The sequence below is a fragment of the Pseudoalteromonas sp. genome, assembly GCF_036960685.1.
Classification (GTDB): Bacteria; Pseudomonadota; Gammaproteobacteria; order Enterobacterales; family Alteromonadaceae; genus Pseudoalteromonas.
The window spans coordinates 59,005-79,726 of sequence record NZ_JBALXK010000007.1 but is presented as its reverse complement, the minus strand read 5'-3'; the positions used below and the strand labels follow the sequence as shown (position 1 = coordinate 79,726).

The following is a 20,722-nucleotide window of genomic DNA, read 5'->3' as shown; positions in this document are numbered from 1 at the left end:
TTGATAATGTGGCCGCAGGTTATACAGCATGAATTTTAAATCTTTTAGTTTTGCCCCTGAACTTCTTCAGGCGTTAGATGAACTTAACTATCACACCCTTACGCCCATTCAACGTAATGCCATTCCAGCAGTGCGTAAAGGAAAAGACGTTTTAGCCAGTGCCCAAACCGGCACAGGTAAAACAGCTGCCTTCGCGTTGCCTATTATTCAAAAATTATCTGAAGTTGAATACAATAAAAGTAATGCTCCTCGTGCATTAGTACTTGCACCAACGCGTGAGCTGGCTGAGCAAATAGCCAATAATTTCACTGATTTTGCTAAATACACTAACCTTAAAATCGTGAGCTTATTTGGTGGTGTAAATACCGCAGGGCAAGCAAATGGTTTAAAAGCCGGCGTAGACATTGTTGTCGCAACGCCAGGGCGTTTACTTGATCATATTCGCTTAGGGAATTTGAGTCTTGCCAATGTACAGCACTTAGTACTTGATGAAGCTGACCGTATGCTAGATATGGGCTTTATCACGGATATGCAAACGGTGATAAATGGCTGTGCAGAAGATCGTCAAATATTATTGTTCTCAGCGACTTTCCCAGCAGCAATTAAACAGTTTGCTAGCAAAGTATTAAAACACGCTGAAATAGTCAAAGTTGATCAAACCAACAGTACTGCTACGACTGTTCACCATGTGGTATATCCTGTTGAAGAGCGCCGTAAGCAAGAGTTGTTATCAGAACTTGTTGGTAAGAAAAACTGGCAGCAAGTGTTAGTGTTCGTCAACATGAAAGAAACCGCTGATGAGCTAGTTAAAGAATTAAACCTTGATGGTATTCCAGCGGCAGTGTGCCATGGCGATAAAACTCAAGGTAATCGTCGTCGTGCATTAAGTGATTTTAAAGCAGGTAAAGTACGTGTACTAGTAGCGACAGAAGTTGCTGCACGCGGCATCGATATTGATGATTTACCACGTGTTATCAACATTGATTTACCATGGCTTGCTGAAGATTATGTACACCGCATAGGTCGTACAGGTCGTGCCGGTAAACAAGGCCAAGCAATTTCATTTGTTAGTCGCGAAGAAGAAAACATGTTGTTTGAAATTGAAACCTTAATAGGTCAAAAAATTCAGCGTGAATATTTACCAGGTTATGAAGTAAGTAACCGTGAAGTATTGATTGATAAAATTGGTAAAAAACCGTCGCATTTACGCCGTAGCCATTCAAATAAACCATCAGGTCAAGCAACGGGTGAAGCGCGAGCTAAAAACCGTGCGCGTATCTCAGGTGTACGTAAGTCACTTAAGGGTGAAAAATTAACGCTTAAGAAATAACTTTTAGTTATTTTAAAGCAAAAAAAAGCCTGAATTACTCAGGCTTTTTTTTGGTTCTAATTTTTAGCTGTGTTTCTCAAGCATAGACAGTGCTAATGCTTCAGCCGCTTTTATGCCATCAATACCAGCGGATAAAATACCGCCAGCGTAACCCGCGCCTTCACCTGCAGGGTATAAACCTAGAGTATTAATACTTTGCATGCTCTTATCACGTTTAATACAAATTGGTGATGAAGTGCGGGTTTCAACGCCGGTTAATAACCCATCGTTTGACGAAAAACCACGAATTTGCTTATTAAATGCCGGAATTGCCTCGCGAATGGCATCAATTGCATATTTAGGTAACACATTGGCTAGATCTGTGAGTTTGATACCTGGCGTATAAGAAGGCTTTACATCGCCTAAATCACTAGAATCTTTACCTTTTAAGAAGTCACCAATGAGCTGAGCTGGGGCATCGTAATTACTACCGCCTAATTCAAAAGCTTGCTCTTCTAGTCTTCGCTGCAGATCAATACCAGCTAATGGGTGGCCTGGGAAATCTTCTTCAGGAGAAATGCCCACAACAATGGCGCTGTTAGCATTGCGTTCGCTGCGAGAATATTGACTCATGCCATTAGTAACTACGCGACCCTCTTCAGAGGTTGCTGCAACCACTGTACCGCCAGGGCACATACAGAAGCTGTAAACAGTACGGCCACTGTCACAATGGTGAACAAGTTTGTAATCTGCAGAGCCAAGGATAGGGTTGCCAGCATTATCACCAAAACGGCATTCATCGATCATAGATTGTTTATGTTCGATTCTAAAGCCAACAGAGAATGGCTTGGCTTCCACGTAAATACCTTTGTCGTACACCATTTTAAAGGTATCGCGGGCACTGTGACCAACCGCAAGGACCACATGCTGGGTATTAAGTTGTTCACCCGTTGACAGCTTTAAGCCAGTGACTTGACCATCATCAAGTAAAATATCATCAACGCGAGTGCTAAAACGGATTTCACCACCGAGAGCTTCAATACTTGCACGCATTTTTTCAATCATAGTAACCAGCTTAAAAGTACCAATGTGTGGCTTGCTGACATACATAATTTCTTCTGGTGCACCTGCGGCAACAAACTCAGTGATCACTTTACGGCCGTAATGCTTTGGATCTTTAACTTGGCTATAAAGTTTACCATCAGAGAACGTTCCCGCACCGCCTTCACCAAACTGTACATTTGACTCAGTATTGAGTGTGCGTTTACGCCAAAAGCCAAAGGTGTCTTTGGTGCGCTCACGTACTTCTTTACCGCGTTCTAGAATAATTGGCTTAAAGCCCATTTGCGCCAGTATTAAACCAGCAAACAGCCCGCAAGGGCCAAAGCCTATTACCACTGGGCGTTCTTGTATCGTTGCAGGGGCTTCAGCAACAAATTTATAGCTAGTATCAGGGGCTGGTTTTACATGTTGATCTTTTGCTAATTGAGTTAGTAGCTGGGCTTCATTATCAACTTCAATATCGAGGGTATAAATAAGTAAAATGGCAGTTTTTTTACGGGCATCGTAACCACGTTTAAAGACATTAAAGCTGTTGAGTTGGCTCTTATCAATGCCGAGCTTGGTGATAATGGCGTGTTCAATGGCTTGTTCGCCATGATCAAGAGGTAGCTTTATTTCTGTTAAACGTATCATATTTAATCTCTGTTAGGTGTCTTAGCAGTCGCTGATGCGATATGCTCACAATTGCAGGCATTTTACGTTAATTTAAGCTGTGATGGCAGCGATTATTTATTGTATTTTGGCTGGGGTTGGGTATGATCCCTCGCTGTAATTTAAGTTATGTTAGGCAAACGTTAAAATGGCATTTGTAGTCACTGAAAACTGTATAAAGTGTAAATACACAGACTGTGTAGCAGTGTGCCCAGCAGATGCGTTTTACGAGGGCCCTAATTTTTTAGCTATCAGCCCGATTGATTGTATTGACTGTGGTTTATGTGTTCCTGAATGCCCAGCAGAAGCAATTTATCAAGAAGATGAATTACCTGACTCGCAAAAAGAATTTACCGAGCTGAATGCGGAACTAGCGCTAGTTTGGCCAAGAATTACTGAAGTAAAGCCTGCCCCAGAAGATGCGGATACATGGAATGGTGTGTCTGATAAGCTAAAGTTAATCGAAACCTAAGACTTTCCCCTTATATTTTTATAATTATTATATTTTTTGCTTCAAGCTATTAACAAATGTACCTGCGTGAATTACAATTCGTGAGCTTATTTACTCATTAAGAGTAATTGAAATTTAAACGGATGTTTATGCAGTATATAAAATCAATAATAAAACCACGTACTATTCTCTTTTTGTTGTCGTTTGTTGCGCTTTTAAGTGGAGTGAGTCAAGCATCTGAAAAACAAAAGTTTAGTTTAGCGCATATTGATCAAGGTATTGATCTTGATGGTCAGCTGAATGAACCTCACTGGCAACAAGCCACGTTGGTGCCTTTGCGTTATCAAAATGAACCTAATGAAAAAGGCGTGCCACCGGTAAAAACGGATGCTTATATCTACGAAGATGGCAACTATTTATATGTTGGCCTTGTTGCTTATGATAATGATCCGAGTCAAATTCGTGCCGCACTTCGCGACCGTGATTCTTTATGGAGTGATGATAACGTAGCGCTCATGATCGATACCTTTAATGATGAGCGAACCGGTTATGAATTTTACGTAAACCCGCTGGGTGCGCAAGGTGATATGCGCATGACAGATACCGACGGTTGGAGTGAAGACCCATCGTGGGATGCGATTTGGGACAGTGCAGGGCAAATAACCGAACAAGGTTATGTGGTTGAAATGCGTATTCCGTTCACAGCCCTGCGCTTTCCTAAAAATAAGGCTGATATGACATGGGGATTTGCGCTGTGGCGTAATTACCCGCGTGAGGTACTTTATCAGTTGTCTAATGTGGGTTTTGATCGTGATGTGAAATGCAGCTTTTGCCAATTTGATAAAGTAACCGGCTTTATTGCCATGGAGCCGAGTAAAAATATTCAATTAACACCAACCTTGACAGCACTTCGTCATGATACGAAAAATACAGTACCTGGTGATTGGCAAAATGGTGATATTGATACCGAAGCTGGACTCGATTTACGTTGGGGTATAAGTCAGGATGCGGTTATTAATGCCACGATTAATCCCGATTTTTCACAAGTTGAGACTGATAGTTTAGAGTTGGATGTAAATACTACTTTTTCTATCCAATACGCTGAGAAGCGGCCATTCTTTTTAGATGGAGCGTCATATTTTAAAAGTAGTCTATTTGAACTGCTTTATACCCGTACAATTGCTGAGCCTGACGTAGGAGCTAAGATAACCGGTAAAACAGATGCACATAGTTATGCGTTTTTGTATGCTGATGATGAAAACACCAGTATTTTATTGCCGACCAACCAAGGCTCTGGCTTTGCTAATTTAGCCGAAAAATCAAAATCTTCCATTGGTCGTTATCAATATGATATTGGTGATCAAGGTACAATAGGGGTGATGAGCACCCATCGTGAAGCAAATGATTATCACAATACAGTATTGTCTGTTGATGGTAGTTATTGGTTTAATCAAACCGATAGTGTGTTGTACCAAGTTGCAACTTCAGACACTAAAAACTCCGCTTTTTTAACTGATAATTATGGTTTAGAGAAAAATCAGTCAGATCAGGCGTATAAGCTCGAATTTTCCCGCGAGAAACGTGATTATAAGCTATTTGCCAGTTATGAAGACATTGGAGAAGATTACCGCACAGACGTTGGCTATCAAGCAAAAGTCGATTACAAAAAAGCGTTATTAGGCGGTGGGCAAACCTGGTACTTAGATGCCAGTGAGATGATAACCGAATATTCTTATAATCTGGATTGGGATAAAACCTGGGCACAAGATGGCAGCTTGCTTGAGGAAGAATATGAAGGTTATATCTTTTTAAAAGGGCAATTACAGTCATCTTTAGAGTTTGGTTTGATCCATCGCAATGAAAACTATAATGATGATTTTTACAATCAAAATATTGGTTTTATTTATGGTGGTTTTAGCCCAACTAAGGATCTGCGAGTCACACTATATAGTGAATTTGGCAGTAAAATTGATTACAGCAATGAGCAGTTAGGTGATTTATTTACCATAGAGCCAGAGCTGACGTGGGATATAAATGATCACTGGCAAGTACAGTTAGAGCATAGTTACAGTCGTTTAAATAACCCACAAGGTGATAATGTTTTTACTGCGAATCTGACTGATTTACGTGTTTACTATAAATTCAACATGCGCTCTATGCTGAAACTGATTTTACAGTTTGAAGATATCGACCGTAATCAAAACGCTTACTATGCCAATGTTAATAGCATCAACCGAGATTACGGTAGTCAGCTGGTTTATTCCTATAAAATCAATGCACAAACCTTGTTTTACTTAGGCTATTCAGATAAAGGCTACCAAGACGATTCATTGAAGAGTTTAGAGCGTGATCAGCGAACTTTCTTCACCAAACTCAGTTATGCGTGGCAGTTGTAACAATATCTAATAGCAAAATTTTAATAACGAACACCTAAATAATAAAAACTGGAAATATAAAAATGAAACTACTTAAACTTACCGCAGCAGCTATTGCTGTAGCAACATTAGCTGGCTGTGCTGCAAAACAAGATGTTAGCCGTTTTGAAGCTGAGCGACCTAAAACAGTGTGTATAGCAGAGCACAAGCAAGTAAAAGAGGGCGTTGTTACTGCGTTACAAGAAGGTTTTGCAAAGCATAATGTAGAAACAAAAGTTATTACTGCAAACTATGTAATGAAGCATCAAGCATATCAAACTGATTTTGAGCCCGTAGATGCACAAGGCTGTAATGCAGTGGCATTTTATGTAGCGAACTGGCATTGGGATCTCGCGCTTTATATGTCATATGCAAATATCTGGGTTAAAGATGTTGAGCAAGCAGATACGATTGCACAGGCAAGTTATCGTGCTGGCGCAGGCTTAGATAAGTTTATTGACGCAAAAGAAAAAATTATCGAACTTGTAGATGCAATGTTTATTCAAGTTGAAGAGCAAAAAGCAGCAAATGATAAAACAAAAACTGCTATCTAATTAGTTGTGAGTTTAAATGTAGCCCCTGCTTTATAGCGGGGGCTTTTTTTCTCTGAGTTGTAAAGTATTAATTGAAGTCGGTTTATTAAAGCTCATTAAAATAAAATACGATGCTGCCACCATCTAACTTGCTGCCATTATTAATATTTATGCCTATGCCAAAGTTCTCGAACCAATCGGTCCAGCTCGTTACATCCCATAATACGCCAAAACCATATTCATAAAAATGGTCTGTACCAAGCGGTTTTTGACTATCCGCACCTAAATCAATACGTTGTGCTTTGACATAAAATGATTGCTGGAAGTCATAAAACTTAAACATATTAAAGGTGGCTTTTATGCCATTTTGGGTTTGCCAGCTTTCTGGATTGACCGAATTTAATTGCTGAGGTTGGGACAGTGCCCAGCCATAATAATAATTAACGTTGAGTTTGTATTCATAGTAGCCCCAATCGCGGGGCAAGCGATAGATTAACGATATATTCGGGTTAAAAATTACCGCGTTACTTTGCACATTGGTATAAATTCCCTCTACAAGTGGTTTTAACAGCCGTTCACTTTGCTCACTTAAATATGCATAGTCATTTTGATAATGCATGTAGTGGCTATTAAAACTAGCTTGATAAAACCATTTTGAGCTAATGGGTTTTTCAAAACTAATGCCAATTTTGGCACTTTGCATGGTTTCAGAGTTGAGATCGGGTAATGTGTCAGCAAAGGTACGTACACTTTGTTTTTGGTGTAGATAACTGACTTGGGTGACTAGCTTAGTTTGATAGCCTAAAACGGGTTTAGCTAAGGCCCAGTCAAATGGAATAGCGTATACACTGAGTTGGTTGCGTAAACCAAGAGAATCAACTTCATTTGCTACATTGTGGTGTGGACTAATAAACTTATTAGGATCAAAATTTCCGTAGCCTAAAGTAATGCTGTCACCATCGGTAAAAACTAATGACGTTGCAAATGCGGATTCGAGTTGCTTAGTGGCATTGGCATAAAGCTGCCATGGTATGAATACAGTGCTAAATAGTAATAGATAAAATGTATAGCGGGGCATAGTATATTCGTTCAGTTTAACAGCCTTGAGTGTAGATTTTATATTTAGAAAAACAACCCACTAAACTAAAAATGCCAGCAAATGCTGGCATTAAATAGTGACTCAGTTATGGGGTGTAATAAGTTGGCGAGCCTGGACCGACAGGTAAGCCAAACACAAATACCCAAAGATAGAATAGTGCCACCCAGCCGACAAAAAATATCATACTATAAGGCAGCATGGTGGCTACTAACGTGCCTATACCCATGTCTTTTTTGTATTTTGTTGCTACCGCGAGGATCAAGCCAAAATAGCTCATCATTGGGGTGATCAAGTTAGTAACTGAATCACCAATACGATAAGCCGCTTGAATGGTTTCTGGTGCATAGCCAATGAGCATTAACATTGGTACAAAAATAGGGGCTGTGATCGCCCACTGTGCAGATGATGACCCTAAACTTAAATTCACGAACGCGCACATTAATATAAATAAAACAAATACTTCTGGGCCTGTTAGGCTTAATGCTTGCAGCATTGCTGCGCCGTTAATCGCTAAAATAGTGCCTAGGTTTGTCCACTTAAAAAATGCTACAAACTGTGCGGCAAAAAATACCAATACAATGTACATGCCCATCGAGCTCATACTTTTACTCATGGCGTTGATCACATCTTTATCGTTTTTCATAGTACCGACAATTCGACCATAGACAAAACCTGGGATACCAAAAGTGATGAAAATAAACACCACGATCCCTTTAGAAAACGGGGAGTGGGCAAATAAGCCGGTCTCAGGGTGACGTAAAATTCCATCCGCAGGCACAATGGTCCAAGCCAGTAAAAGTGAGACTAACAATAATGATACACCTGCCCATTTTAGGCCTGACTTTTCTTTGTCTGTGAGGCCTTCAATATTATTTTCTGCTAGATCGGCGCTGGCCTCATCTGGGTTATATTTGCCTAATCGTGGCTCGACAATTTTCTCAGTAACCCAAGTGCCTAATACGGCGATTAACAATACCGATATCATCATAAAATACCAGTTAGCTTCTGCGCCTACTTGATAAGTAGGATCAATCATTTGCGCGGCAGGGGTGGTGATACCAGCAAGAAGCGGATCGATTGTACCAAGTAATAAGTTGGCACTGTAGCCACCTGAAACACCAGCAAAGGCTGCTGCTAAACCTGCTAGAGGGTGGCGACCTAGACTATGAAATATCATCGCTGCAAGGGGAATAAGTACCACATAACCAAGCTCAGATGCGGTATTAGATAAAATAGCAGCAAATACCACCATAAATGTCACTAAACGTTTTGATGCGCCCATCACCATGCCACGCATTGCTGCAGAAAGAAGCCCTGAGTGTTCAGCAACGCTTACACCTAACAGTGCAACAAGTACCGTGCCTAAAGGGGCAAAGTTAGTAAAGTTGGTAACAAGACCTGTGACTATGCGTTGTAGCCCTTCAGCACTTAATAAGCTGACGACCTCAATTACTCCATCAGCCTCTCGACCTGCAGAGCCAATTGGGCGAGGATCAATCGCACTTAAGCCAAACCAATCAGCAATACCACTGAATAGAATGATGGCTACACAAAATAGTGCAAATAACGTAATAGGGTGGGGTAACATATTCCCCAAAAACTCAACGGATGCTAAAAATCGGTTAAATAATCCCGATGGTTTTGCTTCGTTTGTTGAGTTGGCGTTGTCGACGGCTTTTGACATTACAAGGCTCTCAAAATAATAAATTTCCGCAATCTATCATTTTTAAGCCTGAGTATCATCAATAAACGGTGGTTTGCTGTATAGGTACGACTAATTCTAAATTATACCTTTAAACAATAATGGGTAGCGACGTAACCGCTGCCCAATAAAATCATCCGCAAGTATTTGCTGACATATAAATTCAATGTCTTCTGAGGCCTCAAACACCCAGTCGAATCGCTCAATTGCCGTTAAAAAACCTCTTTTAAGGAATCGCTGCTTACGATACTCGTCAAGATTATTCTTAATAATATCGAGTTTAGATGGATCAGTACGTAATGATGAAACCACGTTATTTATAAAATCTGTATGCTTGTTATGACAAGCTGATGAGCGGTGACGACGTGAACTGTTAAAACTCATGTTTACACTTCATTAAGTATATTTTCTAACTTTTTAAGGAAATCATCTTTGTGTTTGTCATGTTCATAATCGAGATGGTAAGTATTATGAAAACCGAATCGTAATTGCACGCCGCTACCTTTGAGATAAATGGTATAGCCATCAATATCTGAAAATGCAGTTACCCCTTGATAGTGTTTGCCATCTTCACATGGTTCACCGTGTTGAATAATATGCTCGTAAACTGACAAAATCTCTTTTGTTTCAATGTCATTTTTCATAATTACTCCAATATTACGTTTATCAATCTATAATACGAAACTAAGTCGTATTAAGTTTATAGTATGTGATAATAAATGCCTGAAATACTTTGCTATGTCGCAAAATTACAATCAGTGTATTTAGCCAACATGCTAAAGTGTATTTATTTTAGGGATAACAACGATGAAATTTAATTATACTACGCTGCTATTGTTGGTTTTATGTTTTATAAGCTATCAAAACGTGTTTGCAAGTGAAAGTAACTTGGTTTTAAAGGATCAACAAGGTGAGTTATTTGAGCTGAAAAACATTGTCGGTAAGAAACCCGTTTACTTGAAGTTTTGGGCGACCTGGTGCAAACCTTGTATGCAGCAGATGCCGCATTTCCAACATGCTTACGAACAATATGGCGATACTATTGATACGATAGCAATCAATATTGATCTCAATGATGACCCCGGTGCTGTTGCCGCGGTAAAAAAGCGCTTTAATTTAACCATGCCAATAATGACTGATGACACAGGTAAAGTTGCTCAGCATTATCAGTTTATTGGTACACCTTTTCATGTATTGCTGGATAAAACAGGTAAAGTAATCTTTCAAGGACACGAAGCAGATAAAGCACTGGATAATACATTGCGGTTATTATCTCATGATGGTGTGGTTGAACAAACTCGCTTGTTAGATGAAACCAATAAGCAACTAGCTATTGCGTTAGATATTCCTGCCCAAGGTTTTAAAGCGGTGCTGTATACAGCAACCTGGTGTGATTGGTATTTAGCGGATACGCGGCCGAACATGGCAAAGAATTGTGTTGCAGCGCAAAAGCAAATGAACTCTTTAGCTAAACAAGGGATAAATAGTGAAGCAAGAATTAGCCAACTATGGACAGATCAAGCCGCTGTAACTGAATACAAAGAAAAGTTTAATGTGATTCATCCTCTAACAATTGACTACGGTAATGATTTATTTATCGATAATGAGATTAACAAAGTGCCAACATTATTGATTTATAAAGATGGCAAAATCATAAATAGAATTACTAATTTTTCAAGTCCAATAAATCTACAAAACACACCATAATTTGCTTTGAAAACGCGCAAATCTAGCCTATGCTCTAGACTCATTCATTAGTGAGCTTAGAGCATGATAGATAAGGCGTTATTACTTAAAACTCGCGAATTATCAGATAGATTAATCGCCCTACAAACCCCGATTCGTATTTTAGATGCGATTAATTGGGACAAAAGTATAAAAGAAGAGTTTTTTAGACAAAAATGCCAAAAGAACCCTTTGGTCGACAAAGCCTATTATCAACAACGTGATCTAGGGTTTGTACCTAGTGAGTTACGCCAAGCGTTCTCTGATTTAAATCGCAATATTATTAGCCAGCTCGGGCAACTTAACCCAATCACGCAGTATATGAGTAAAATGTGTGCTGAATATAAAACAGTCCTCAATATGCTTGAATACCGTGGCACTGCGGAGTTTCATGATTTATCGGTGGAATTGTTTGGTCACCCGAAAGATCTTTTTCATGCGGGTGAGCCATCGTTGTCAGAGCTTGCGAATATGCTCGAACTACCACTTAAGAACCTGCTTGCTGCGGATATTTTACCGGATGATCCAAAAAATATTGATGCCGATGCTGCGGTTAAAATTCTTGCTGAGCAAGTAAGCGCCAGTATGCCTGGTATTGATGTTGAGGTGATCATCAGTGACGGTATAGTCAGCGATGCCGCGGCTGGTGCAAACAATATTAAGCTAAATCAAGATGTTAAATTTTCGCAACGCGAACTTGATATTCTAGAAGTCCATGAAGGCTGGATCCATGTTGGTACTACGCAAAATGGTTTAGCGCAACCTTATTTAACCTGTTTAAGTAAAGGCACGCCAAGTTCAACGGTCACCCAAGAAGGCCTTGCGGTATTGACTGAAATCATCACCCTTAAATCAACCCCACGGCGTTTATCAAAATTGGTTAATCGTATTCAAGCGGTAACTAAAGTCATAGACGGCGCTGAGTTTGTCGATATTTACCGAGATTATGTAGCACAAGGGTTGAGTAAAGACGAAAGCTATACGCTAGCGCAACGGGTTTTTCGTGGCAGTACAGCTACAGGTTTACCGTTTACCAAAGACATTGCTTATATCAAAGGCTTTGTGTTGGTTTACAATTTAATTCGTGTTGCTATTCAACTTGGTCGTATAGATCAACTACCACTGTTGCTAGTGGGTAAAATCTCAATCGATGACTTTAGGCTCATTTCTCAGTTACATGATTTAGGCGTAATTGAAGATCCTAAGTTTGTGCCACCACACTTTAAAGATCTTCGCGGTTTAGCAACCTGGCTTAGCTTTGGCCGCTTTATTGGTAACCTGTCTTTTGAACAATTAGAGAATGATTATAAACCGCTATTTTTATAGCGGTTATTCTATTGTTGACGCGATAAAAAGTAAGGTTGTAGCACTTAAGAATATATATACGCCATTATTCAGTTGATGAAAAAACTACCATTGCTTTATATTGTTAGTGTTCAATTAATCGCGATTGTTAGTGTTATTATGCCAATACTTCGCATTATAGATTGCCATAATTTGATGGGCAATCTCAGGGCCAAAATCGGCAGAATGATACTGTTTGATTGAATTACGTATTGTGTCACTTTGCATTAAGGTATTTATTTGGCTAATAAACTCAATACCCTCTTGGCTATTATTACAGGCAAAGTAACCACTATTAAACTCTGGGTACTCTATAATTTGTCGGCTCTCTAAAGATGAGTATTGTTCGTCGGTTAAGAAGTGGTTAACACTCATATCATAGTCAATAATAAAATCAACACGCTTATGCAATAGCAACTTTGCAAGGCGAGAAAAACTATCTGCGCCAATAATAGGTGCGGTCTGATGCTGGTACATCATCAAGGTGCTATCTAATTCTTGATAACTTGTTGAGGTAATGACTGCAAATGTGTAGTTATTCGCAAGTAGTTTTGAGATGGAAACCTTTTCGGGAAAATTTTGTATTGTTTCTTTAAGGCCAAATAATCTTCGCTGTAAAAACATAGATGATGGAATATCTGAGAAAATAAACTGTTTTTCACGCTGCGCTGTTTTTAATATATTGAAGCTACAGGCTTGCGATTGATTTGATAGCTCTTTTAACATACGAGCTGCATTTGTGTTGTATTGTTCAACCTTAAATTGATTGCTGAGCTCCTTTATAAACGTGTTTATATATTGCTCATCATTAATTGACTTTTCTCCTTCGTGTAAAAAATAATCATAGGATATAAGCTTTACTGTTGGCAGTGCAAAAGTAAAGTTTGGGAGTAGCATTAAAAAAATAAGTAATAGAGTTTTCATAAAAGTTTCTCCTATCAGTATTAAAATAGCAGGAAACATTTATATTGTCTTTAAAAAAGCCCTTTCGGGCTTTTCGTTATTTTAGTATCTGGTTCGTTGTTAACGAGCGTTGGTACTTTCAAATATTTTATCAGCTGATGCCGCCACAAAGCCAGTATAGAGTTCACCGTCTGGCTTATTATAACGAAGTGCGAATTCATAAAAACAACTTGGTACACTCATTTTGCCATCGCTGAATTCCACGGCAAAATCATCAGCAAGGGTTGATGATTGCTCAAGTAAAACTTCTGGAGACCCTTTAACTTCACCACCTGAGGTATTAAGCGCAAAACCAGCATCTTTTAGAGCTTGGTTTACCGCTTCGATATTATCAAACTTTGCCAGTTCATTAATGCTTACGGTAAAGTGATTAGCACGGTAACCCCATGCTGACATCCAAGCCGCATATTCACTTTCTGCAAGCAACTTTTTATATGTTTCAGTACTGACTTGCCAGTGAGTGCCTGAATATAAAAAGTCATCAGCGGTTACCGCTGTTGCATCAATATTGGCAACCATATCATTGACGATGGCTTGTAGCTCTGGTGAGCATTGCTCAACTAAAAGTTCTGAGATAAATACTTTTGGTTGTGTGGTATCAGGGTGCTCATAATGTTTTGCATACAACTTTTTAGCTTCAAAGTGATATTCACCACATTCTTTGTAGCCAACGGCTAAAAAGTGCGCTGCAAGTTTTTCAAGGCCAATGTGTTCATGGTTAAATGTTCTTAATGCGATATGATCATTAATCACATCATCTTTTTGCGTTGACCCAAGTAGGTCGTGAACCTTAACCGCCGAAGGCGTAACGGATAAATAATTTTGCCATAGGTTGTCAAATAGGGCATTTACATCTGTGTGCATTTTTAATTCCTTAATTTGGTTTAAATGGTGTTGCCATTTAGTCATTATTTAATGATTAAGCCCGGCGCTAGGGTATCAGGTAAGTTTACTTTGTCTGCTTCAACAGAGGCCACAGGGTATGAGCAGTAATCAGCAGCATAATAGGCGCTTGCCCTGTGATTCCCACTGGCACCAATGCCGCCAAATGGAGCTGCGCTTGATGCACCAGTGATAGGGCGGTTCCAATTAACAATACCAGCACGAATACGCTTTAAAAAGTGTTGGTAATCATCATTTGAGTCGCTTAACAGACCAGCAGATAAACCAAACGAGGTGTTGTTTGCCTCATCAATAGCACTGTCAAATTCAGTGTAACGATAAACTTTAATGAGTGGTCCAAAGTGCTCTTCATCCGGCATGTTTGTAACATTGCTTACATCTATGATCCCTGGGCTTACAAAGCCAGTGCCAGATTTTAAGTGTTTTAGCTCAACCAGTGATTTAGCCCCTATATCGAGTAGTTGCTGTTGTGCGCTAACCATACCAAGCGCTGCTTTTTCACTGATCATTGCTCCCATAAATGGTTGCTCTTGAGCAAAGCTATCAGCAACTTCAATATTTTTTGTGACGTTGATAAGTTTCTCTAAAATGGCATCACCATTGGCGGTGTTTTCAATAAATACGCGGCGGGCACAGGTGCAACGTTGCCCTGAGGTAATAAAGCCTGATTGAATAATATCGTGTACTGCTGCGTTAATATCGGCGACATCTTTGATAATAAGCGGATTATTGCCGCCCATTTCAAGCGCGAGAATTTTTCCTGGATGCCCTGCAAATTGCTTGTGCAGCAAGTGACCTGTATTTGAGCTGCCAGTAAAAAATAAGCCATCAATATCTTGGTGGCTGGCAAGCGCAATGCCCGTTTCAACTTCACCTTGAATGAGGTTGATCACACCGGCAGGTAAACCTGCTTTTAGCCATAATTCAAGGGTAAACTGCGCAACATGTGGCGTTAGTTCAGAGGGTTTAAATACCACGGTATTACCCGCTAATATTGCAGGTACTATGTGACCGTTTGGTAGATGCCCCGGGAAGTTATAAGGGCCAAATATTGCGACAACACCATGAGGCTTATGGCGAATAAACGCTTTGGCACCCGGCATCGGGTTTTCAGTGATGCCGGTGCGTTCATTATGGGCTTTAATTGAAATAGCCACTTTACCGGTCATTGCACCCACTTCAGTGCGCGTTTCCCACAGTGGTTTCCCGGTTTCACGTGCGATAATACTCGCAAACTCTTCGCTGTGCTCTTTTAACTGAGCAACAAAGTTTTCCAGCACAATTATGCGATCGCTAATCGGCGTTTGTGCCCAATTAAATTGCGCTTTACGCGCTGCAGTAATAGCCTCATTCACTTGCTCTTTACTGGCTGTTTTACCTTGCCAAATGGTTTCACCATTACTTGGGTTAACTGACGTAAAACTGTGACCAAGGCCGCTTTGCCATTGGTTATTAATAAGTTGAGTTGTGGTACTCATAAGATGATTCCTTTACAAGATCACAGACGAAAGAATCGTGCTGCATCGCCTTGTTTTAATTTAAGTGCGCGTGCGACATCTTGGCTGATTATCAAAGTATGCTTGGCATGATTGTAATGTGCGTGCTTAGTAAACGTGGCTCTAAAATCGCTGACGCCTTGGTTACATATCGCCAAGGTATCTGAACTTTGTTCATCAACATAATCGAGTTCACCAATAGAAATAGGGCATACTAGTGACTCTCGAACACTACGAATGTTGCCGAGTTTGGCCTCAACCGTTGGCCCTGCATCAAATAAATCAACGTAGCCACGGTGCTCAAAGCCTTCTTTTTCAAGTAGCTTGAGTGCTGGTTTAGTTTTTTCATGAACTTTGCCAATCACGGCTTGCGCTTTTTTACTTAATAAATTGGCGTAAATTGGGTATTTTGGCATCAATTCACTAATAAACACTTTATCGCCTAATCCGACAAGGTGATCAGCTTGTGGAAATTCGATACTAAAAAAGTGTTCTTCTAACCATTGCCAAAAAGGCGAGTGACCTTTCTCGTCACTCACACCACGCATTTCAGCGATGATGGTATCGGCAAAACGCTCACTGTGTTGAGCCATAAATAAAAACCGTGAGCGTGATAAAAAGCGCCCAGCCAGCCCTTTGCGGCTATTTTCACGTAAAAACAAAGTGCATATTTCAGAACAGCCAGTGTAATCATTACACATACTTAATATATCAACTGTGTTATACACGTTTAACGTGCGCGAATGATGAACGGTTTTACCAAGGTGATAATGATACAAAGGAACATTAAGGCCAACAGCAGCTTCAATAGCGGTTGTGCCAACCACTTCACCGGTTTCACTATCTTCTAGTACAAATAAGTAGCTTTCATCTTGCGGTTGATTGATGTTTTTTGCAAAACTACGTTCAGCGCGGTCAATTTTCTCAAGTAATAAAGCATCATTGACAGGTAATGAAGTAAAGCCATGGCCTGATTCAATAGCTATTTGCTTGAGTGCATCAAAATCACTGGCAGTAATAGGACGTAATACGTGCATTTAAGAGTGCTCCACTAGCGCCCAGCAAAGCAAGGGCGCTAAATTAGATTAACCGTTTACAACATCCGCAACCGCTTTTTCAAAGCGTGCTAAGCCTTCTTTAATGTCTTCAATTGGGATCACTAATGAAGGTGTAAAACGAACAACATTGGTTCCTGCAACTAAGCTCATTAAGCCGTGCTTGGTGCTGGCAACTAAAAAGTCGCGCGCGCGTCCTTCAAATTTGCTGTTAAGTACTGCACCTAATAATAGACCTTTACCTCGTACTTCGCTAAACACGTCATATTGCGCGTTAATGGCATTCAAACCATCACGGATAAGTTGCTCGCGATGTTTAACACCCGTTAGTACATCTGCGGTATTTACAGTATCAAAGGCAGCTTCTGCTACCGCACATGCCAGTGGGTTGCCGCCGTAGGTCGAACCATGTGTACCAACTTTAAGATGCTGCGCGATCTCCGTAGTGGTGATCATCGCACCAATAGGGAAACCGCCACCAAGTGCTTTGGCTGTGGTTAAAATATCAGGTGTTACGTCTAAATCTTGGTATGCATATAAAGCACCAGTACGACCAACGCCAGTTTGTACTTCATCAAAAATTAATAATGCATTGTGTTTGTCACATAATGCGCGCACACCTTGCATAAATTCATTGTTTGGCGAGATGATGCCGCCTTCACCTTGCAGTGGCTCCATCATCACAGCACACGTTTTATCACTAATTAGTTTTTCAAATGCCGCTAAGTCATTATAGTCACAGTGGTCAATTGCAGCAGGTTTAGGGCCAAAACCATCAGAGTAAGCTGCTTGTCCGCCTACTGTTACCGTAAAGAATGTACGACCATGAAAGCCTTTATTGAAAGCGATGATTTGAGTTTTATCTTCACCATGAACATCGAGTGCAAACCGACGAGCTAGTTTAAGTGCAGCTTCGTTTGCTTCTGCGCCAGAGTTGGCAAAGTAGACTTTATCGGCAAAAGTGGCATCAGTCATTTTTTTCGCTAAGCGTAGTGCAGGCTCATTAGTCATGACATTCGATAGATGCCAAATTTTTTCACCTTGTTCTTTGAGTGCGGCCACAAGTGCAGGGTGACAATGGCCTAAACAGTTAACTGCAATCCCGCCGGCAAAGTCGATATACTCTTTATCGTTTTGATCCCATACACGAGAGCCTTGACCGCGAACTGGGATCACCTCAGAAGGATTATAGTTTGGCACCATTACGTCGTTGAATAATTCTCTTGTTACTTGCATTTGTTACACCTAAATCTGGCTTATAGTGAAAAAAGTGATATTGCATAAAAGGGGTTAATTAAGCCGTTATTAACCCGCAATAGATTGATTTAATAATTTTTATTATCTGCTACTGGTATTATCTTGGTTCGAAGTTTAAATTTGCAGTGCTATTTTGTGAAAAATGATTAAAATAAAAAGCAAAATAGTGAAGGTAATAACCAATATGATAACTCCACAAGATGAGAAGCTACTTTCTATACTACGTACAAACGCTAGGGCGAGTATTTCTGACCTTGCACGACTACTTAACTTGTCGCGCTCAACAGTACAAAGCCGCATGCTAAAACTAGAAGAATCAGGCGTTATCAAAGGATACAGTGTTGATTACGGAGAAGCCTATTTAAATGCGATGGTGTCTGCACACGTATCCATAAAGGTAAAACAAAAACTGACGACTAAAACTAATTTAGAACTTAAGCAAATAGATGCTATTTCACAACTATATGCTATCAGCGGAGAATTTGATCTTATTGCAGTCGTCCAAGCGCAGAATTTAGAAAAGCTCAGTCACTTGCTTGATGATATAGGCAACCTTGATGGCGTAGAGCGAACCACGTCTTCGGTTATTTTAGAAACAAAGTTTAATCGCTAGTACTAATGGGTTAGCGATTAAAATAATTCTAGCAATTTAAAATTAATTGTTTTATTAGACTACACTAGTATTTATCTTAGGATTAATTCTGTGTGTTATAAACCTAGCTTCACTAAGCGGTAAATTTCGAGGATTCATGCAAGTTAATTTATTAAATTCTATTATAAAGCTTACCAAAAACAGAGACGTCGATTCGCTTGAATATACGATTATTTCTACAATTCAAGAGTTTATAGCGTGCTCAGAAATTACAATTTATAAAGATTTAGCAATAGAGGGGGAGCTTAGAGTTGAGCGCAGTGCGTCATTACAGTTTAAGGGAGCTAAAGAGTTTATTTGGCTTGATAAAACTATAATTGAAAACCCTAGTGCAGAACTTATTTCATGTTTGCGATCAACATGCATAATTACGGTTAAAGCAGACAATCATAAAGAACACAGATGGTTACCTATTTGCTTGCAAGATAGGTCTGTTGGCGCTATTGCAATTATTTCCAATGAGTTAAAAAGTGAAGAACAGGTGCTATTAAATGCATTTTGTCGGATCTTCGAAAATTACTTATCTATTTTGCATGAAAACGAAACGGATAAATTAACCGGGCTTTTAAATCGTCAAACGTTTGATAAAAAGTTAAAGCTATTATTAGAAAAACAGCTCGTTAAACAACATAAAACGAATAAAAATGATAAGCATAGGAGTCGTCAAGCTGGTGCAACATCGTGGCTGGCAATCGTCGATATCGATCACTTTAAAATGGTAAATGATCAGTATGGTCATGTTTGTGGTGATGAAGTGTTATTAGTACTAGCTCAGCAGATGAAAGGCTTTTTCCGCTCTACTGATTTAATTTTTCGTTTTGGCGGGGAAGAGTTTGTATTGGTATTTGAACAGACTGATTTTGAATCCATAGAAGCTAAGCTTAATGGTTTCTTAGAGCATACTAGAAAAACTAAATTTCCATTCATTAAGCAACTTACTGTGAGTATCGGGCTATCGCGGATAAGTCTATATGAGTTTCCTATTTCAGTTATAGAAAATGCCGATAGAGCGCTTTATTACGCTAAGCAAAATGGCCGTGATCAATTGCGTTTTTATGATGATTTGATCAGTAAAAATTTGATTGAAGCACAACAATTGCAATCAGATATTGATTTGTTTTAATTACAGTGGTGCTTTTTTAATTACTTTTTTTGTGGCTTCATCCAGCTTGATAACGTATGCGTTGCCGCCAATACCCTTGAACTCCTCATCAGTAAAGATCAGGGTATTTTCATCATAGAAGGTGATCGCTTCTTTTTGTGTGACAATACCAAGGTCTATTATCGATACATCACCAGAGAAAAACTTATCCCCGCTGAAGTTTTCAAAAAGCCAAATACTGGTGGAATCAAGTAGAACTAGCTTAGTACGATTTGGGCTTAATGCGGCTGAGGTGATCCAGCACAGCTTCTCCATAGTGGTACAGGTTTTAAATGAATCGATTAACTCAGCATCGAAATTAGCGGCATGATCACCTACTTTATAAACATTAGTAATACCATCAAACGGCTCAGTACGATTCTTTGTAAATAGGTATAAGTGGCGGCCAAACGCGACAAACGCTTCAAGATCAAAATTTCGTTTGTCTGGTGCTACAGGATTGCCATCAAGTTCTGGGTAGGTGAATTTAATGATTTCAGCTTCGGTAGTATCTCCTTTGATATCAATGGGGTTCTCGATTTTGTAAATAGTCAGCCATTTGCGTTCTTGTTTATTATTACCAAAATCCCCCAAAAAAAAGTGACCAAAATCGTTTTGCGTCATATCCTCCCAGTCAATATTTTTAGCATTTGTCACTAGCACTTCTTTGGCAATCGAACCGTCCTCGTTGAGGCGGTAGAGTTTAGGATCATCTCCGCCATCGTTGATAGCCCAAAGTCGGTTGAGTTTATCAAATTCAATGCCTGATATTTCCTTTAACTTAGGATCAACGCTGATTTGTTTTTTACTATACAGGGTATAAATAGACATACTGATTATGATCACGGCAGCTAATACTGCCACTGTGATAAGAGAATAAAGGCTTTTTTTGAGCATGGAACGCTAAGGTTTGATACTAAGTTACTGAGTATTATTATCTATTTTGAATGTAATTTCTATGGCAA

Annotated in this window: 19 protein-coding genes; 8 read left to right on the top strand and 11 right to left on the bottom strand. The window is 39.6% G+C overall.

Annotated elements, in window-relative coordinates; genetic code table 11:
• Positions 1-28: 28 nt before the first annotated feature.
• A complete protein-coding gene (locus V7783_RS08110; RefSeq protein WP_335678288.1) occupies positions 29-1,330 on the top strand; it encodes a DEAD/DEAH box helicase in 1,302 nt (433 codons plus the stop codon).
• Positions 1,331-1,393: 63 nt separating this feature from the next.
• Here the strand turns inward: V7783_RS08110 and V7783_RS08105 are convergent, their stop codons facing one another.
• Positions 1,394-3,004, bottom strand: a complete 1,611-nt coding sequence (locus V7783_RS08105) for an NAD(P)/FAD-dependent oxidoreductase (protein ID WP_335678287.1) — start codon at positions 3,002-3,004, stop codon at positions 1,394-1,396.
• A 166-nt stretch (positions 3,005-3,170) separates the two neighbouring features.
• On the opposite strand from V7783_RS08105, the gene fdxA reads away from it, so the two are divergent.
• The 3 genes from fdxA to V7783_RS08090 all read left to right on the top strand — a co-directional run bounded on the left by fdxA (position 3,171) and on the right by V7783_RS08090 (position 6,441).
• The gene (gene fdxA / locus V7783_RS08100) at positions 3,171-3,494 is read left to right on the top strand and encodes a ferredoxin FdxA (protein ID WP_335678286.1); all 324 of its coding nucleotides are present in this window, start codon (positions 3,171-3,173) and stop codon (positions 3,492-3,494) included.
• A gap of 128 nt (positions 3,495-3,622) precedes the next feature.
• Positions 3,623-5,869: a DUF5916 domain-containing protein gene (locus V7783_RS08095; protein WP_335678285.1), complete on the top strand. Its 2,247-nt coding sequence runs from the start codon at positions 3,623-3,625 to the stop codon at positions 5,867-5,869.
• 62 nt (positions 5,870-5,931) lie between these two features.
• Complete coding sequence (locus V7783_RS08090) at positions 5,932-6,441, top strand: Sbal_3080 family lipoprotein (RefSeq protein WP_064665029.1); 510 nt, start codon at positions 5,932-5,934, stop codon at positions 6,439-6,441.
• Between the two features lie 85 nt (positions 6,442-6,526).
• Here V7783_RS08090 and V7783_RS08085 read toward each other — a convergent pair whose 3' ends face one another.
• From V7783_RS08085 to V7783_RS08070, 4 genes are all read right to left on the bottom strand, one after another.
• Positions 6,527-7,498 (bottom strand): Solitary outer membrane autotransporter beta-barrel domain, encoded by a 972-nt coding sequence (locus V7783_RS08085; protein ID WP_335678284.1) that lies wholly within the window; start codon positions 7,496-7,498, stop codon positions 6,527-6,529.
• Between the two features lie 106 nt (positions 7,499-7,604).
• Positions 7,605-9,203 carry an AbgT family transporter gene (locus V7783_RS08080; RefSeq protein ID WP_335678283.1) on the bottom strand — a complete coding sequence of 533 codons (1,599 nt, stop codon included), beginning with the start codon at positions 9,201-9,203 and terminating at the stop codon, positions 7,605-7,607.
• A 96-nt stretch (positions 9,204-9,299) separates the two neighbouring features.
• The gene (locus V7783_RS08075) at positions 9,300-9,605 is read right to left on the bottom strand and encodes a hypothetical protein (RefSeq protein WP_335678282.1); all 306 of its coding nucleotides are present in this window, start codon (positions 9,603-9,605) and stop codon (positions 9,300-9,302) included.
• Positions 9,606-9,607: 2 nt separating this feature from the next.
• On the bottom strand, positions 9,608-9,865 hold the full coding sequence (locus V7783_RS08070; protein ID WP_335678281.1) for a DUF3081 domain-containing protein: 258 nt from the start codon (positions 9,863-9,865) through the stop codon (positions 9,608-9,610).
• Positions 9,866-10,028: 163 nt separating this feature from the next.
• On the opposite strand from V7783_RS08070, the gene V7783_RS08065 reads away from it, so the two are divergent.
• Together V7783_RS08065 and V7783_RS08060 are read left to right on the top strand one after the other, a co-directional pair.
• Positions 10,029-10,928: a redoxin family protein gene (locus V7783_RS08065; protein ID WP_335678280.1), complete on the top strand. Its 900-nt coding sequence runs from the start codon at positions 10,029-10,031 to the stop codon at positions 10,926-10,928.
• Positions 10,929-10,991: 63 nt separating this feature from the next.
• Positions 10,992-12,272 (top strand): flavohemoglobin expression-modulating QEGLA motif protein, encoded by a 1,281-nt coding sequence (locus tag V7783_RS08060; RefSeq protein WP_335678279.1) that lies wholly within the window; start codon positions 10,992-10,994, stop codon positions 12,270-12,272.
• Between the two features lie 114 nt (positions 12,273-12,386).
• Here V7783_RS08060 and V7783_RS08055 read toward each other — a convergent pair whose 3' ends face one another.
• From V7783_RS08055 to V7783_RS08035, 5 genes are all read right to left on the bottom strand, one after another.
• Positions 12,387-13,214 carry a transporter substrate-binding domain-containing protein gene (locus V7783_RS08055; RefSeq protein ID WP_335678278.1) on the bottom strand — a complete coding sequence of 276 codons (828 nt, stop codon included), beginning with the start codon at positions 13,212-13,214 and terminating at the stop codon, positions 12,387-12,389.
• 99 nt (positions 13,215-13,313) lie between these two features.
• Positions 13,314-14,117 (bottom strand): DUF1338 domain-containing protein, encoded by an 804-nt coding sequence (locus V7783_RS08050; RefSeq protein WP_335678277.1) that lies wholly within the window; start codon positions 14,115-14,117, stop codon positions 13,314-13,316.
• Between the two features lie 44 nt (positions 14,118-14,161).
• On the bottom strand, positions 14,162-15,634 hold the full coding sequence (astD, locus tag V7783_RS08045) for a succinylglutamate-semialdehyde dehydrogenase (RefSeq protein WP_335678275.1): 1,473 nt from the start codon (positions 15,632-15,634) through the stop codon (positions 14,162-14,164).
• 20 nt (positions 15,635-15,654) lie between these two features.
• On the bottom strand, positions 15,655-16,689 hold the full coding sequence (gene astA / locus V7783_RS08040; protein ID WP_335678274.1) for an arginine N-succinyltransferase: 1,035 nt from the start codon (positions 16,687-16,689) through the stop codon (positions 15,655-15,657).
• A 48-nt stretch (positions 16,690-16,737) separates the two neighbouring features.
• Positions 16,738-17,943, bottom strand: coding sequence for an aspartate aminotransferase family protein (locus tag V7783_RS08035; RefSeq protein ID WP_335678273.1), 1,206 nt, complete (start codon positions 17,941-17,943; stop codon positions 16,738-16,740).
• A 205-nt stretch (positions 17,944-18,148) separates the two neighbouring features.
• Between V7783_RS08035 and V7783_RS08030 the strand changes: the two genes are divergently transcribed.
• Positions 18,149-18,577 (top strand): Lrp/AsnC family transcriptional regulator, encoded by a 429-nt coding sequence (locus V7783_RS08030; RefSeq protein ID WP_335678272.1) that lies wholly within the window; start codon positions 18,149-18,151, stop codon positions 18,575-18,577.
• Between the two features lie 136 nt (positions 18,578-18,713).
• Complete coding sequence (locus V7783_RS08025; protein WP_335678271.1) at positions 18,714-19,739, top strand: GGDEF domain-containing protein; 1,026 nt, start codon at positions 18,714-18,716, stop codon at positions 19,737-19,739.
• On the opposite strand, the gene V7783_RS08020 is transcribed toward V7783_RS08025, so the two are convergent.
• A complete protein-coding gene (locus V7783_RS08020) occupies positions 19,740-20,654 on the bottom strand; it encodes a hypothetical protein (RefSeq protein ID WP_335678270.1) in 915 nt (304 codons plus the stop codon). It lies immediately after the preceding gene.
• Between the last annotated feature and the right edge of the window lie 68 nt (positions 20,655-20,722).